Source organism: candidate division TA06 bacterium B3_TA06 (genome assembly GCA_005223075.1).
In the GTDB taxonomy this organism is placed as follows: domain Bacteria; phylum Hydrothermota; class Tepidihabitantia; order B3-TA06; family B3-TA06; genus B3-TA06.
This window is the reverse complement of sequence record NJBO01000001.1, coordinates 166,912-182,023: the sequence shown is the minus strand read 5'-3', so window position 1 is coordinate 182,023 and position 15,112 is coordinate 166,912. Positions and strand designations below refer to the sequence as shown.

The following is a 15,112-nucleotide window of genomic DNA, read 5'->3' as shown; positions in this document are numbered from 1 at the left end:
GTTTGTCAACACTGTCTTCACCCTTTAACGAGTGGGATATGAATAATCACTCAAGAGCCTTCCAACATACAGATATTTACGTTGACAACGTACATCCCTTAGGTATAATTCGGGCTATGAGAAGTATTGACTTGACCAGGCTTCAGATGCCGTCCGACGGTAATTTTGGGCTGTGCCTTGCTGTGGTGGTAATCACCACCGCTGGCGCCGGTCAGGTCGAGGCTCCTTAACGGGATAGTAAGGAGATTCTGCCCCCGCCGGCGATGAAAACCGGCGGGGGTAATTTTTTTCACCCCACACGATTGCTTCGCACTCGTGTGGGGACCCCGATCGGAAGTCGGGGAAGACAAACAAACCACCTAACCGAAAGGAGATAAATATGGCGTGGTGGGAAGAAGTGTTCGATGAACGATGGGGCAGACTTGGCCTTGAATCCATCGACCCCGAACAAACCAAAAAGGAGACGGATTTCATAGTCCACGTATTAGAGATAGATAAGGATTCAAAGGTCCTTGACTTGGCTTGCGGTATGGGTCGTCATGCTCTGGAGCTGGCACGCAGAGGTTTTGCGCACGTTACCGGCCTGGACTTGACTGGGCTCTATATCGAAAATGCCGGGCTCGAGGCAAAGAACGAAGGGCTGAACGTTGACTTCGTGCAGGCCGACATGCGGGATATGCCCTTTAACGAGGAACTGGACGCGGTCTTCAACTTCTACACCTCGTTCGGCTTCTTCCGCTCTCGTGAGGAGAACGAGAAGGTGATAGCCGGTGTCTTTCGTGCACTCAAGCCGGGCGGTCGTTTCCTCATGGATATCGTGAACCGGGACTGGATCGTGAGAAACTTCCAAAGGCGCGGCTGGTCTGAATACGAAGGCGACTACATTCTGGAAGAACGAGAGTTCGACCTCGCAACCTCTTACGCCACCGCAATCTGGACCTTTATGGGCAAGGGCAGGAAGGTCGAACGAAAGATCAAACACAGGATATACTCCCTGCACGAGCTCGTTGATCTGTTTGCACGACATGGCTTGAAATTCAAAGATGCGTGGGGAACCCTGGATAAGGAACCCTTAACCTGGGACAATCGCCGGCAGAAGGTTCTGGCTATAAAGGAGTAGGCATGGAACAAGAACATGTGTTTGACCGCGTAGCAGAGGTATACGATGTTGAAACCGGCGATGTGGGTGACGTCGATTTCTACCTGGATTTAGCGCGGGAACAAGGCTCGCCAGTGCTTGAGTTGGCATCTGGCACGGGCAGGGTATCAACAGAGCTTGCCAGGGCAGGCTTCGAGGTGGTGGGATTGGAGATATCCGAAGGGATGCTTGAGATTGCCCGTAAGAAGGCTCATGAACTGTCTGAAGACGCTCAAAAGCTTCTGACCTGGGTACAGGGTGACATGAGGGAGTTCGATCTGGGTCGGACTTTCCCGTTAGTGATCATCCCATTCCGCTCCTTCCAGCATCTGGAACCCCGGGCCGATCAGGAGGCTTGTCTAGCATGCGTGGCAAAACATCTTGAGGTGGGCGGACGCTTCGTTCTCTCCCTGTTTGCCCCCTCATACGAGCGGCTGGTCAACAAGAGGATGTTTTACTCACTAGGGACCAAAGAAACGGACAATGGATTCCTCACCCGCATCGAGCGGGTAACCCGTGACCACGTCAACCAGATGATTAACGTAGAACGTATCTACGACTGGACTGACAAGGATGGCAATCTGCGCCGTAAAGTATGGCGTTTCCCGGTTCGCTACCTGTGGCGGTTCGAAGCGGAGCTCTTGCTTGAGAAAGCAGGGCTGGAGGTCGAGGTCCTCTACGGCGATTATGAGCGGTCTGAATTCAGACACGATGGGGAAATGCTATTCATCGCCAGAAAACCTTGAATTATTTCTATCTGCGATCTTTTTGCCACAGGCAAAAAGGAGCATAAAATCGGGGTCCCCGCATGGATGCGAAGCAGCCGTGTGGGGTGAAGGGCGAGATGCTGTTTATTGCCAGAAAACCGTGATTCCTTCTCAGGGTATAAGGAACATTCAAGCCTTGACATTCCTTGAAGCTTAACTAGGATAGAGGAGTCGGGAGGCGGCCGCAGGGTGACGTGGGATTGCGGGAATAGGCCGCTTCCTTTGCCCCGCGGTGTTAGGACCTAACACCGCGGGGACTATATAATGCTCCTTTTTCGCCCTTTTAAGGGACGAAAAAGATCGCAGGATAAAATCGGTAATGGCCGCAACAACCGGTCATTTTCGTTTTCCAACAACCCGCGATCTTTTAACCGGAGGTTAAAAGGAGCTATATGAGTCGATCTTGTCCAGGTACACCCCGTCGAAACCCTGGGCCATGATTACGTCTAGATACGAGGAGTCGGTACCGAAGATTATCTGCTTCCAGGCATCCTCCCAGTAGCGCACCAGATAGTTGCCTTCCCAGTCGGGATTTTCCTCCTCGATCCACTCCGGCCGATCCTGTTTGCGGTCCCACTCCTCCTTCCAGTAGAAGCGGTAGTCCTCGGCCTCGCCTATGGACATATATGCCAAGATTATGGCGCCGGATTTCTCTTTGAGACCAGAGATCTCAGCGGATGTGTAAAGTCCGTCGTCGTCCGCATGATCCATAACTATGAGGTCGAACCACAAAGAAGCCAAAGAGTCCAAGAACTTTGATCGGCTTAACGATTCCCCATGCTGAAGGATGTAGATGGGGTCTTTAACGTCGTCAAGGGAGGTGATCGGTTCCATATTCGGCTCCGGCTCGTGTCCGGGATTTACGGTGATCGAGATCAATTCACGCACCGCGCAGTAGGAAACGAAACCCTGAGTCTGCGATCTGGAGTAGGCACTGTCTATCTTTGATCTGATCTGGGGGGTGAAGGATGGAGTCTCTGGATCGTCGAATGGATAGTCCACGGTCAGCACCAGCTTGCCCGCATCCCGGAAGTGTCTCAGTTCCTGTTCCCACTCTGATGTGACCTCGGCAGGTGTCGCAACGCCGTCACCGTCGTATCCGTAGTAGAGCTCCTCCTGTCCGATGCCGTCCACTGCGTCAAGATAGCCCTCTTCGGACCAAAGATCAGGGTTGTTCTGGGGGAAGATGAGGAAGGTAGAGTCTTCTGACTCAGCGTAATCAGAGATCTCGATAACGAAATCCACCATCTCCTGGCGAAAGTCAAGATCGGGAAGATCATCCCCGCATCCTGCGAGCAGCAGAAAAACAAACGCGGCTCTAACGGAAGATACAAATCGGTTCATCAGACACTCCAGATTGTTTTGTCTGCGATCTTTTGTCCGTTAGGACAAAAGGAGCACTTCTTTGATTCTTTTCAGCGCCCAGTCGATCTCTTCGGCGGTGATAACCAGAGGCGGCGCGAACCGGATCACCTGGTGATGGGTCTCCTTGGCCAGGATGCCCTCATCTCTGAGCTTCTCGCAGAAGGGACGAGCTGTGCCCGAGCTTTCCTTGATGACCACACCGATCATCAAACCCTTGCCGCGCACATGGTCAACGTGTGGGGAGTCGATCTTGCGGAGTTCGTCCATAAAGTAGGAGCCAAGCTCAGCCGCGCGCTCGGGGAGCTTTTCTTCTATAAGAACATCCAGCGCTGCCAAGCCGACGGCGGAGCCGAGGGGGTTCCCCCCGAACGTGGAACCGTGATCGCCCGGGGTAAAGACCTGCATGATGTCGTCGTTGCAGATGATAGCGGAAACCGGATAGACCCCGCCGCCTAGGGCCTTGCCCAGGATGTAGATATCGGGAACAACGTTTTCGTGCTCGCAGCAGAACATCTTACCAGTGCGGCCCAGTCCGGTCTGGATCTCGTCGGCGATGAAGAGAACGTTGTGCTTTTTGCAGAGTTCAGCCGCTTCTTTTAGATATCCCTCAGGTGGAACCACAACCCCGCCCTCGCCCTGGATGGGCTCTACGAGAAAGCCGACCGTGTTCTCATTGATCGCGTTCTTGAGTGCTTCGATGTCACCGTAGGGGATGGTCACAAATCCAGGGGTGAAGGGGCCGAATCCGTCGCGGTACTGAGGCTCGGTGGAAAAGCCGACGATCGTGGTGGTGCGGCCGTGGAAGTTGCCTGCACAGGTTACGATCTCGGCTGCGCCCGGGGGAACGCCCTTGATCTTGTATCCCCACTTTCGGGCCGCCTTGATCGCGGTCTCCACCGCCTCGGCACCGGTGTTCATGGGCAGGGCCTTCTCTTTACCTGCGACCTTACAAAGCTTTTCGAGAAATTCTCCCATTATGTCGTTGTGGAACGCCCGCGAGGTAAGGGTGATGCGCTCGGTCTGCTCGATCATCGCCTTAAGGACCTTGGGGTGTCTGTGTCCCTGATTGAGCGCGGAGTAGGCGGCCAGCATGTCCATGTACTTCGCACCATCTACGTCCCACACCCATACGCCTTCGCCCTTACTTAAAACCACATCCAGCGGGTGGTAGTTGTTGGCACTGTATCTTTCTGTCTGGGCAAGAATTTCTTGTGTCTTTGACATCTTCTCTCCTTGATTTAGGGACTTTCGTGAGCCTGCAAAGTCTAGCCAGGGAAGGCGCGTATGTCAACCGAACCTACCCCACGCCGTCGCTAGACAACGCCACGTGGATTTAATCGCGATCTTTTATCTTAGTGCACTCCGTGCACTAAGATAACAAGTGTGCCCGTAGGCAAAAGGAGCATTTTAAGGGATCCCCGACCAGTTGCGTAGCGACTGGTTGGGGTGTAGGAGGCTGAATATCCTGCGCCAGAGCCGGCCGGTGAGATAAACGGTTATGTGTCCGCCGGGAAGTATATCCTCGCCGCACCCCCAACCCAACGAAAGTTCCCTTAAAGAGTCCGGTGGCGCAAGCGGGTCCTCGTGCGCGCCGATAAGATGGATCTGCTCTGGATCTATCACCGGCATTCCATGCACAGGTAAAAAGAGGTGGCGGAGCTTGTTGAAGACCTGAACCCTGTCTTGCTCTCGCACGCCGTTGCGCAGGGCACTAAAGAGAGGCGAATTAAGAAAGAGCTCCTCAGGCCGCACGACCGGGGTGAGGAGCAGTGCTTTTGAAACCTTAGGTTCTGCAAGTGCAAGCAAAGAACCAACCCAGCCGCCCAGGCTGAAACCCAGAATCGCTATATCCCTTGATCCCAACTCCCAAAGTGTGCCTATTAAAACGCGCGCATCGCAAACCGCCTGTCTGACGGCTCGAAGGGTACGCACTACATCTGCGGTGATGGCAAGCTCGCCGGAACGGGTTTCTCGAGGTGCGCGGCGCCCATGGTAGGGAAGGTCCATCGCCCACAGATTGCGGCCGGAAAGTCCGATCCAATGCGCCAAACGCGAGTAATCGGTCGCTCCCTCAAGCCAGGTTGAAAGCACTATCACCGCCGGAGCAGAGAGGTGATGTTTGGGAAAAAACTCTCCTTGCGCCAAGTCGTTCTCACCGTATCCTGAAGACAAGGGGGAGTCGAAACGGAACGTATAGCTTAGGGGATACTCCGAGGTTCTTTTGAGTTCAACACGGGTTCGTTTGGATAGAGAGAAGAACTCCTCAGGGCTCGCTTTCTCAGCGCTTGCGGTGAAGCGGCGAAGCTTTATGGGATCGGTGCGGTCACCACGCTGGGCAAGCCATCGGTTGATAGCGCTGAATAGGCGTCGATCTACACGCCGGGAGTAAGCACGGAACATTGATTTATTGTATTCAAGAGGGGAGCGAACGCAAGGGTTGACGCGAGCTCTGGGAGAAGGTCGGAGCGAGCGGAAGCGACGTAGTTGCTTTATCAAAGAGTGCCGACATCGAACTTGCCGAGATGGAGGTCGTGAGTATGGGCCGTAGGTCGAGGCGAGTGCAACCGGCTAAGCTGCTTGACTTTCCGGCATGATTGTATAGACTTCTTTTCTCGAAGCTGATAGAAGCCGAGATGGCAGGACGTGAGCCACGGGTATAAGTCGTGGCGAACGCAAGCGACGCAGTTGCTTGACCAAAGGGTGAAGCCATCAACATAAAAAGATTTAATAATAGCCGAGATGGCGGACATGAGCTGCGGACGAAGGTCGCAGCGAACGCAGGCGACGAAGTTGCCTGAACTAAAAAGGAGCCATCTACCGAAAAGATTTGTAATAATGCCGAGATGGCGGACATGAGCTGCGGACGAAGGTCGCAGCGAACGCAGGCGACGAAGTTGCCTGAACTAAAAAGGAGCCATCTACCGAAAAGATTTGTAATAATGCCGAGATGGCGGAACAGGCAGACGCGCTAGCTTCAGGAGCTAGTGGGGGCAACCCCGTGGGGGTTCAACTCCCCCTCTCGGCATTTAATTACCACACGCCGTTACTTCGTAACGCCGCGGGGACCCCGAGAATAAATGCTCCTTTTGACCAGAGGTCAAAAGATCGCAGGATAAAAAACGTAGGGGCCGACGTTAACTCAGCCTCACTTATAAAGGAGTGATCCCCTTGACAGCAAAGAAGCAGAGGGTATCCTTTCTCGTTAATCGGTAAAAGGAGGCCTTGTTGCAAAGGAAAGTCTCGCTTTTTATAAGTTTTGTCTTGGCAACCGGCTTGTTTGTCCTGGCCTGCGATAACGACGACTCTACTACGCCGCCTGATCCTACTGACAACAACACCATCGAGACCGCCTGGGACGTCAATCTGCCCTATGTAAAGGAATTTACCATTCCGGCAGACGACCCTGCAGAGGTCTTTCACTTCGGCATCGGCCCAAAAAAGGCCTTCGCTTCAGTAATCGTTGTAAAGGTCAAACTCCTCGAACCGACCGGCACCTCCTTCTACCTTAAAGCTGAACTCTTAAGTGAAAACCAGACCCCGCTTGTATCTTCACGTGATTCTAAACTCCTGCCCTCAGCCTGGGTTGCCAGCCGCCCCAGCCAGACCTACTACCTTCGCATAACCCCGATTGGCGATCCTGCAGGCGACCGTTATAGATACAGCCTCGAGATAACCTCATCCAACATCAACGATCCCCTTGAACCTGACGACGACACCGCATCGGCCACGCCGGTGCTTTTGGGAATAGAAACAACCGGAGCTTATCTTTGCGATGCCTTCTCAGACACCCTTACGCCTATGGCTTCACTTCCTGACTTCTACCGCTTGGAGCTTGAGGATACCACCTATCTTTACGTAACAATCAAAGACCTTGGAGGCGACTGCAAGCCTTTGATGAGTCTTTATCTGCCCGATGGAGAGCTGTTCGAGGAAATCAAGGATACTGTAGCGGTCTTTGATCTTACCGGTTCTGGCTTTTCGCCAGGCGACTGGTTCCTTGAGGTAACGGACGCCAGAGGTTTCTATCCAACATACGGCGAGGGCGAGGTAGCGTTCAACTATCTCGATCCTTATACCGTGCTTGTCTCAACCTACCCTCAGTGAAGGAAGGAGGAAGTGATGAGACAAAAGCAAGTTTGGATGATCCTTGCTCTTTTGAGTGTGCTTCTTTTTGTGCTTTTCTGCGAGCCTGTGGGTCCTGAGATCGAAAGGGTCACGGCTGATAACCCTTCTCTTGCGCCGGGTGAAAGCACACTCCTGCACTGCTACGTTTACAATCCGCTGGGGGCTGAGTTAACCTATGTTTGGCAGGCCGATTGGGGGAAGATCGAGAATTTCGGCGAGTTGGCTCGTTGGACAGCCCCTGAATCGGTAACCAGCAACTTAATCGTGACGATTACCGTAACCGTGAGCGATGGGGAGGGGTGGATAGACTCTGAAAGCATCTCCCTTGAGGTAAAGGCAAGTCCCTAGAAGCGCCCCCGAATTTGATTGTCAGCGATACTATCTGCTAAGTACGGACTTGGCGCTTGAGGTGCGATCCGCCGATTCAAGACGGATGAAATAAACCCCTGCCGGGAGCCCGGTGGAGTTGATAGGAATCGAATGCTGGCCTGAGTTATAGACACCTGACGCAAGCAACCGCACCCTGCGGCCTACGGCGTCGTAGAGGTCAAGGCGGATCAAGGAAGCCTCAGGTAAGCTAAAGTGGACAGTCGATCCACGAACCCTCAGATCAAACGGATTGACCTCATTCGGCTGCTCGGCTACAAACAAGGGGGCTTTCGATTTGGCATATGCCAATTTACTGAATTCTCTGTCCCAGTACTCGTACACCAAATGAGCGTACCCTGCTTTATCTATTTTGAAAAAGTTATGTTCTCCGGGAATCTCAACAACATTAGGGGTTTCTGTAACTGTTTCTTCGAACCAGCCATTTTCAAGCTGACGTGCATAAGAGATATCGGTTTGTTGCCTATTTTCATTTGAAGTACCGTGTGTCCAGACAAAACAAGGGATTCCATCAGGATCTATATCTATACAGGTTATGTCGTAGCCCCACCTGAAAGTAGCTATGATGTGTTCGTCAATCCATTCTCCCTCTCTATTGTGGGCGTAGCGGATGGACCAATCCCCTGACCTGTAGATGACGTGAATAAAATCATCGGTATCCATCACTGCTGAAGGCCGTAACGGAAGGAAATACCAGATTCTCTCCTTATCCCAGACCTCGTCAGTTTTAAACGCATGATATAATCGGTGTTCATAACCTACGTAGATGATATGAGGCGTGCCGTCCTTTTCCAAAAGCAGGTTTCCCAAAGATTCATTATCTACGCTATCTAAAACTACCCTTTCGGATACAAAGCTATCCTGCTCAAACCAACCGAAACGTAGTTCAAGTTCAAAAGTGTTATAGTTGAATTGCAGAAAGGCTATGAAGGGATTATCATTCCCATCTAATTCAATACTTTGTGAACCTTGAGAATAGGGAAAGGGGGTTCCTATCCGTTCACTTTCAAATTCCCCGGAGGTATCGGTGGCTAACCAAAGATAGATCCGGAACTTGCTGATATACTCAATGTAAGAAAGGTATCGGTTACCCTGGCTGTCCACTTCGATATCGTAAAGGTCACCCCATAGAATGGGATAATTAACGGATGCAACAGTCTCAGATATCCATTCACCGCTTTGATTGGAGATGACATTCAAATTACCCGTATCAACGGCATGATCCCAATGGATGTATGCAATATGCACCTTGCCTTGATTGTCTAAAGTCACCATCGGATTGTAGTAATAATAGTCTGGGTCTTCCAGAATGTACTGTGTTTCCCATTCTACACCAACAGATATGCCTATCAGAAGCAATGATGAAAGCAATACTCTCAATGACATATACAAGTCCCTCTAAATCAACGAATCAGTAGAAACTTGGCAGTAGTTTTCTTTTCCTCGATTCTGGCTTGCACGAAATAAACACCGGAGGACAATCCAGTAGCCTCAATGGGGATTGATTGACTGCCGGGGGAACAGGTTCCGGAGAAAACCATCTCAGCTAAACGTCCCGACGCATCATATAGATTTATCTGAACGTTTGATTCCCGCATCAAAGCCAACACAACGGATGAACCACAGATTTCTAGATTATCCAAAGATTGAATTGGAATGTCTTCACAAATGAAACTGCTTTCAAGGGGTTCGGTGCTCTTAGCATAGTATATTTCCGCAATCTCGTCTTCACCTGCTAATTCATAGCCTGTAAAAACCATATGTCCATAACCTGCAGCATCGATCAGGAAGTAGTGGTTGTCCTCAGATTCTTCGTATCTTTCCGGTGTCTCGGTTACCGGCTCTTCTGTCCAGATGCCAGAAATCTTTCTTGAATAGTGGATATCGTAAAAATCATCCTCTTCCGGGGCAAAAGACCAGACCACGTGGGGATTACCTGTGGGATCTAAAGCAACACACGATTCAAGATTATACCCATAGGTTTCGAAGCTGTCCGACACCCACTCATCCTGTCAAGACCCGCTTTTATCAGTAGCATAGAGTATGTAACTCGAATTGAGATCCCAGGACACGTGAAACTTACCGTGTTCGTCTATAGCTGCGGACGGGTTATAAGGCACCACCCGGGGATGCTGTAGGATTATTTCTTCACGCCACTCTGCTGAAACCGAACGGAAACTGTGCATTAAACCTTTTCCATCGCTATCGGTATAGAACCCATAAAATACATGAGGTATTCCGTCTGAGGAAAGCACAAAATCAAAATTGTAGGTTCCGATCATGTGTTCAGCCACAACCTCAGATCTGAACTCACCTTCTTCAAAATACCCGTAATGGATCCAGTCCTCGTGAAATTCACCCACTTCGCCTTCTGAATAGGCTATGTGAACATTGTCATTTTCATCGAGTCTGATCACAGGAAATCTATAGTTAACGGCCTGTTCGGTTAAACGATGGACTACCATCTCTCCGCTGGTGTCGGTGGCAAGGAATAAGTCATTTTCTTCGTACTCTCCGACCCTGTCAGTAAAGGCTATATAGAGGTTTCCTTCAGAGTCCATGGCAAAGTTATACAAAGCTGCATCGAAATCCAAGACCTCTTCGGTAACCCATGAGCCGTTATCCTTATAAGCCAGCTTGAGAAAATCATAATCAGCATCGTCAAATTGTTCGAACAGAATGAGTGGATTCTCTCCATCCAATATGATCGACGGCTCATAGTTATACCTGTCAAGATCATCAGTCACCTGCTCTATCTCCCACTCCACGGCAGACAGCATTAATACACCTGCCAGTAAGATCAATACGATCTTTCTCATGTCCAACCTCCTCTGGTTGAGTTTGCTTATACAGGATAAGCTAATAACTTAGTCTGTCAATCCCCGGATGATCAGTGCGTAACTACAAACTTAGCGCATGCCGAGTACCCCCCGGCCTCCATCCTGATGAAGTAAACCCCTGCCGAAAGATCGGTGGAGTTGATTGGGATTGAGTGCTCGCCAGCAGCATAAGTCCCTGACGCGATGCAGGTAACCCTGCGGCCCAAGGCGTCGTAGAGATCGAGGCGGAGAGGGGAGGTCACCTGCAGGCTGAAGTGAACTGATGATCCTCGAATTTCCAGATTGAGGGGGTTGGACGAAGCAGGCTGTTCGGCGATCGCACTCCCGGTCAAAGGCTCGGTGGACTTGGCGTGGTATATCTGCCACATGTAATTAGTGTCGGGGAAATCGTAGACCACATGTCCGTAGCCGGCAGCGTCTATGGCAAAGTAGCGATCGTAGCCCGGATACTCATCCTCATCCGGGGTGTCGGTTATGTCTTCACTCATCCATGAACCGCTCAGCTTGTTACCGTATGCCAGATCGTACCAGTCGTTTACCGATTTTATCCACACGAGGTGAGGATCGCCGTTGGGATCGAGATCGATACGGGGGGCAAACACCCAGGTGGTCTCCGTATCGGCAAGCACGGCGATCTCATCATGCCAATTCCCGATATCTCCGGTAACGTAATGGATGCTTGTCTCATCGGCATCGTAGGCTATGTGGATGGTTCCCGATGCATCGATCCGAGCCGAAGGATACTCGCTGGGAATATCGTTTATCGCTTCCTGAGCCCAGAACTGAGGAGAAGTGGCAGATATAGGGAGAGTATACGCGTGCCAGAGATAACCGCCCTCTCCGATGTAGAATACATGGCGGCCAAAAGGTGCTTCATTCCCGGAAAGTACAAGGTCGTAGCCGTAGAAATCCCAAAGGGAGAAGGTGTCGGTCACTGGCTCCTTGTCCACCAATGAGGTCCCACTAATCCAACCGTAATAGATCTGGACTACTCCTTCACCTTCCAGTAATTCAATGAAAATCAGATGGGGTGTACCCTGGGTATCCAGCCGCAACATCGGACACATCTGAATGTCCACGTCGTTGGTGAGATTAGTGGGTGAGAAAACGCCACCCTCATCAGTAGCGTAGAAGATATCTGAGTTTTCCATGCTCGTCCAATCGCTATAAGCTAGGGAAGTGTTACCCTCAGCATCAACGTCTATACTATAGAACATTGAAGCTTCTTCGCTCACCTGGGCTACATCCTTAATAACCCAATCACCGGCTGAGCCATAAGCCACTTTGAGATACAGCCGTTCCTCATTATTATCCCACTGGTTGAAAAGAATCCTTACGCTTCCGTCAGGGGCGACGGCAATAACCGGCTCGTAGCTATCTGCCCATCTTTCGTTGGTCACTTGCTCTGTCTCCCACTGGACAGCGGGGAGCAGAAGCACCGCCGCGAGCAGTATCAAAGCTATCCTCTTCATTGTCAACCTCCTCGGTTGGTCTTTTGTAGGGGCGAGGCATGCCTCGCCTCCTACTGCTCTAGCGCATCACCACAAACTTGGCGCTAGCCTGCTGATTGGTTGATTCAAGGTGCACGAAGTAAACCCCTGCCGGAAGTTCTGCGAGATTCAAGGGGATCGAGTGCTCGCCCACAGGATAGGCCCCTGACGCGATGCAGGTAACCCTGCGGCCTGCAGCATCGTAGAGATCGAGGCGGATCAGACCAGTCTGCGGTAAACTGAAGCAAACTGCTCCTCCTCTAACCTTTAGACTGAGAGGTGTTGACTGAGGAGGGTTTTCGGTAATCCCTCCAATCAAAGGCTCTTTGCTCCTGGCGTAGAAGATCTGGGTGACATAGTTCTCATCCTCGGCATGATAGACGAGATGTCCGTAACCTTCAGCATCTAATGCAAAGTAGCGTCCGTAACCTGGCAACTCGTCTTTTTCAGGCGTAACGAAAACGGACTCTTCAAGCCAGTTGTCTTCGGGTCTGCGAGCGTAGTAGAAATCGTATGGCCCCTCCGCATCGGCATGCATCCAGACCACATGGGGATTGCCTATTCCCAGGTAACCTCCGTAAACAATCTCAAGAGCAAGCGAGGGCCTTTCGTTACCGCCTTCCGGATCGCCGAGGTCAGAAACCAGCTCATCCTGCCAGGTGCCGCTCATATTGGTGATATAGTGGATGCTCGCGCCTCCCACATCGTAGGCCACGTGGAACGAACCTAAAGGATCGGCCACTGCCGAAGGCCACTCGCTTGAGAGTTCGTTAAGCGGTTCCTTTCTCCATATAATATCATCCTCATCAAGCGTAACGTGCCAGAGATAGCCGTCGTCACCGATGTAGAAAACGTGTGGCGATATTAGCACACGCGGCTCAAATACGAGATCGTAACCTAGATACTCCTCCTGATACACATTCTTAGCAATCAGTTCAGGGCTATGCAAACCTTCTTCGTCAATCGATCCAATGAAAAGCCTCATAGAATCATCAGGCGTAAGGGCCTCAGCGTAGAGTATAAAGGGGACTCCGTTAAAGGATACCCGAACATGCGGTGCTACCTGAAACAGTTCATCATCAGTGATGTTGACTGGTGCAAACGGGCCATCTTTATCCGAGGCAAAAAAGAGATCAGAGTTCCCTACTCCTACCAAGTCAAAGTAGGCTATGTAGGTATTCCCCTGGGCATCCACGTCGATGCTGTAATAAGGCATGAAATCCTCGCTCACAGTTGCCACGTCATCTATGATCCATAGATCGGTATCGTGAGAGGCAACCTTTATGTGAACTTCCTCGTTCCACTGAGTGAAGAGTATGTGCGGATGCCACTGGGCATCGAGGACAAGGATAGGATCAGTGCTCCACAGATCCGCCTCATCTGTGATCTGCACGGTTTCCCACTCTGCGGCAGAGAGTGCAAGGACTCCTGCCAGGACCATCAAAGCGATCCTTTTCATAATCGTACCTCCTACTTAATGGTTTTCAGGATAATAATCCCAAACGTCAGATTGTCAAGGAAGTGATTTTTGAAAAGGGCTTACGGGATCGGACACCCTCGAATGAGTGCTCGCTTTTGTTCGGGGGAGAGTTTTTTGATCTCCGCCTCTCTCTTCTGCGCGCTGGACCGGGTGGCGTGGCGTTCCATGAAACGCAAGAGACAGGGACGACGAGTACGGGTGTAACGCGCGCCCTTGCCTCGGTTGTGCTCGGCTAAACGTTTCATGACGTCCCTTGCGATGCCTGTGTAGAGCGAGCCGTCGGCGCACTGCAGTATGTAAACGTAGAAGGAATCTGGTGGTTTCATGCTATTCCTGGAGAACGTCGTTCTTCCACTTTTCCTCAAGCGCATAGGGCGTCAGATCGTAGACTTCGAGCAGGGCGTCCATGGGAGCAGATTGATCGGCAAGGAACAGCTTGAGCTTTTCAGAACCGTAGCGCTCGTGAAGGAATCGTATCAGGTCAGCCGATGCGAAAAGATAACGAATCATCTCACTGTGACGAGCGGCTCGCCTGAAGCCAAGCAGGGCAAGTGTTTGTTCCATGAAACTCTTACTCATCTCTCCATTTAGCAACAGGTAAGCGTCAGGGAAATCATAGTGTTTCGTCATCTCTGCCATTGACTGACTCGTTGAGCGCCAAAGCCCCAGCCGAACAAAGGTGGAGTGGTTGTGCTGCACCATGTAGGCCCAGCCCTCCAGACGAAGGACATCCTCGGGGAGGACCGCCTCACGCAGGAGATTCGCCGGGACGTGTTCTCCAGAAGAAAGCAGTTCGGCGAGCAGGGGTTCGTTAGACAGGTAGAGTAAAGCCAAAGCGTGTGCGACCTCGTGCGGAATCCCAAAAAGACCCACCGGACCGGGATAGGCAAGATCTATCCAGAGTGCATAACCCACCGTGTCATCGTGCCATATAGGTCTGAATCCGGTCTGGCCCCCTGAGGTGCTCTCGAACGCACCCAGATCCTTGCGGGTGGGGTGAAGCCTTAAAAGGATCTTTCCGCTGAATCCAGGAGGGAGACTATCTGTTCTTACGAGGTGGGAAAGCCGCAAGCGGGCGCTGGAATCGGGCGCAAGGATATCTGTGATCTGGTTGAATGACTGCTCGGCCACAGCCTCGATGAGCTTGATGTCCTTTTGGGCTGCACTTCCTGGATGATAAAGGTAAATGAAATGCTCGCTCTCCGCCTCAAGCCAGCCAGGCTGGGCCGTGCTTTGGCGCTCACAGAAGTCGTAGAAACCGAAGAAGAACTCCCCGAAGCGCTTGCCCAGGACCCCCTCAAGGGCGGAAGAAAGATCGTTTGGGGTATTCACGCGCCGAAATACTTTATTGCGTTTTTTCGGCCCCACCTCCTGCTCAAGATAAAGCCCGAACTCCTGTATGGTGCGCTCAAAGACCAAGGCGTCAACCGCATCAATCGCCCAACCCTCATTTTCTGCGTTCTCTACCCATTCGTGTGCAAGAGACCGGAACTCGGCCTGCAAAGAGTCTTGAGGCATGC

14 protein-coding genes and 1 tRNA gene are annotated in these 15,112 nt (G+C 51.6%); 5 read left to right on the top strand and 10 right to left on the bottom strand.

Annotation, left to right across the window (positions count from 1 at the left end):
- The first annotated feature begins 379 nt into the window (after nt 1–379).
- Nucleotides 380–1,120, top strand: a complete 741-nt coding sequence (locus tag CEE36_00900) for a hypothetical protein (protein ID TKJ44329.1) — start codon at nt 380–382, stop codon at nt 1,118–1,120.
- Between the two features lie 2 nt (nt 1,121–1,122).
- Nucleotides 1,123–1,884, top strand: coding sequence for an SAM-dependent methyltransferase (locus CEE36_00895; GenBank protein ID TKJ44328.1), 762 nt, complete (start codon nt 1,123–1,125; stop codon nt 1,882–1,884).
- A gap of 399 nt (nt 1,885–2,283) precedes the next feature.
- On the opposite strand, the gene CEE36_00890 is transcribed toward CEE36_00895, so the two are convergent.
- From CEE36_00890 to CEE36_00880, 3 genes are all read right to left on the bottom strand, one after another.
- Complete coding sequence (locus tag CEE36_00890) at nt 2,284–3,249, bottom strand: hypothetical protein (GenBank protein ID TKJ44327.1); 966 nt, start codon at nt 3,247–3,249, stop codon at nt 2,284–2,286.
- 39 nt (nt 3,250–3,288) lie between these two features.
- Nucleotides 3,289–4,494 carry an ornithine--oxo-acid transaminase gene (rocD, locus tag CEE36_00885; protein ID TKJ44326.1) on the bottom strand — a complete coding sequence of 402 codons (1,206 nt, stop codon included), beginning with the start codon at nt 4,492–4,494 and terminating at the stop codon, nt 3,289–3,291.
- A gap of 183 nt (nt 4,495–4,677) precedes the next feature.
- Entirely contained in the window at nt 4,678–5,670 is a 993-nt protein-coding gene (locus CEE36_00880; GenBank protein TKJ44325.1) for a hypothetical protein, read from the bottom strand.
- Between the two features lie 541 nt (nt 5,671–6,211).
- On the opposite strand from CEE36_00880, the gene CEE36_00875 reads away from it, so the two are divergent.
- The 3 genes from CEE36_00875 to CEE36_00865 all read left to right on the top strand — a co-directional run bounded on the left by CEE36_00875 (nt 6,212) and on the right by CEE36_00865 (nt 7,743).
- Nucleotides 6,212–6,295: transfer RNA gene (locus tag CEE36_00875), tRNA-Leu, on the top strand.
- Nucleotides 6,296–6,495: 200 nt separating this feature from the next.
- Nucleotides 6,496–7,374 carry a hypothetical protein gene (locus CEE36_00870; GenBank protein ID TKJ44324.1) on the top strand — a complete coding sequence of 293 codons (879 nt, stop codon included), beginning with the start codon at nt 6,496–6,498 and terminating at the stop codon, nt 7,372–7,374.
- 15 nt (nt 7,375–7,389) lie between these two features.
- Nucleotides 7,390–7,743, top strand: coding sequence for a hypothetical protein (locus CEE36_00865; protein ID TKJ44323.1), 354 nt, complete (start codon nt 7,390–7,392; stop codon nt 7,741–7,743).
- Between the two features lie 30 nt (nt 7,744–7,773).
- Here CEE36_00865 and CEE36_00860 read toward each other — a convergent pair whose 3' ends face one another.
- From CEE36_00860 to CEE36_00830, 7 genes are all read right to left on the bottom strand, one after another.
- Nucleotides 7,774–9,153, bottom strand: coding sequence for a hypothetical protein (locus CEE36_00860; protein TKJ44322.1), 1,380 nt, complete (start codon nt 9,151–9,153; stop codon nt 7,774–7,776).
- A gap of 32 nt (nt 9,154–9,185) precedes the next feature.
- Entirely contained in the window at nt 9,186–9,782 is a 597-nt protein-coding gene (locus CEE36_00855; protein TKJ44321.1) for a hypothetical protein, read from the bottom strand.
- 12 nt (nt 9,783–9,794) lie between these two features.
- On the bottom strand, nt 9,795–10,601 hold the full coding sequence (locus CEE36_00850; protein TKJ44320.1) for a hypothetical protein: 807 nt from the start codon (nt 10,599–10,601) through the stop codon (nt 9,795–9,797).
- A gap of 71 nt (nt 10,602–10,672) precedes the next feature.
- Complete coding sequence (locus CEE36_00845) at nt 10,673–12,094, bottom strand: hypothetical protein (protein ID TKJ44319.1); 1,422 nt, start codon at nt 12,092–12,094, stop codon at nt 10,673–10,675.
- 58 nt (nt 12,095–12,152) lie between these two features.
- On the bottom strand, nt 12,153–13,571 hold the full coding sequence (locus CEE36_00840) for a hypothetical protein (protein ID TKJ44318.1): 1,419 nt from the start codon (nt 13,569–13,571) through the stop codon (nt 12,153–12,155).
- Between the two features lie 80 nt (nt 13,572–13,651).
- The gene (locus CEE36_00835; protein TKJ44317.1) at nt 13,652–13,918 is read right to left on the bottom strand and encodes a hypothetical protein; all 267 of its coding nucleotides are present in this window, start codon (nt 13,916–13,918) and stop codon (nt 13,652–13,654) included.
- A 1-nt stretch (nt 13,919) separates the two neighbouring features.
- Nucleotides 13,920–15,110, bottom strand: coding sequence for a hypothetical protein (locus CEE36_00830; GenBank protein ID TKJ44316.1), 1,191 nt, complete (start codon nt 15,108–15,110; stop codon nt 13,920–13,922).
- Nucleotides 15,111–15,112: the final 2 nt, after the last annotated feature.

Bases quoted from the DNA above. Each gene is read 5' to 3' on its own strand.
- CEE36_00900 (TKJ44329.1), top strand. From the start codon at position 380: ATGGCGTGGTGGGAAGAAGTGTTCGATGAACGATGGGGCAGACTTGGC.
- CEE36_00895 (TKJ44328.1), top strand. From the start codon at position 1,123: ATGGAACAAGAACATGTGTTTGACCGCGTAGCAGAGGTATACGATGTT.
- CEE36_00890 (TKJ44327.1), bottom strand. From the start codon at position 3,249: ATGAACCGATTTGTATCTTCCGTTAGAGCCGCGTTTGTTTTTCTGCTG.
- rocD (TKJ44326.1), bottom strand. From the start codon at position 4,494: ATGTCAAAGACACAAGAAATTCTTGCCCAGACAGAAAGATACAGTGCC.
- CEE36_00880 (TKJ44325.1), bottom strand. From the start codon at position 5,670: ATGTTCCGTGCTTACTCCCGGCGTGTAGATCGACGCCTATTCAGCGCT.
- CEE36_00865 (TKJ44323.1), top strand. From the start codon at position 7,390: ATGAGACAAAAGCAAGTTTGGATGATCCTTGCTCTTTTGAGTGTGCTT.
- CEE36_00850 (TKJ44320.1), bottom strand. From the start codon at position 10,601: ATGAGAAAGATCGTATTGATCTTACTGGCAGGTGTATTAATGCTGTCT.
- CEE36_00845 (TKJ44319.1), bottom strand. From the start codon at position 12,094: ATGAAGAGGATAGCTTTGATACTGCTCGCGGCGGTGCTTCTGCTCCCC.
- CEE36_00840 (TKJ44318.1), bottom strand. From the start codon at position 13,571: ATGAAAAGGATCGCTTTGATGGTCCTGGCAGGAGTCCTTGCACTCTCT.
- CEE36_00835 (TKJ44317.1), bottom strand. From the start codon at position 13,918: ATGAAACCACCAGATTCCTTCTACGTTTACATACTGCAGTGCGCCGAC.
- CEE36_00830 (TKJ44316.1), bottom strand. From the start codon at position 15,110: ATGCCTCAAGACTCTTTGCAGGCCGAGTTCCGGTCTCTTGCACACGAA.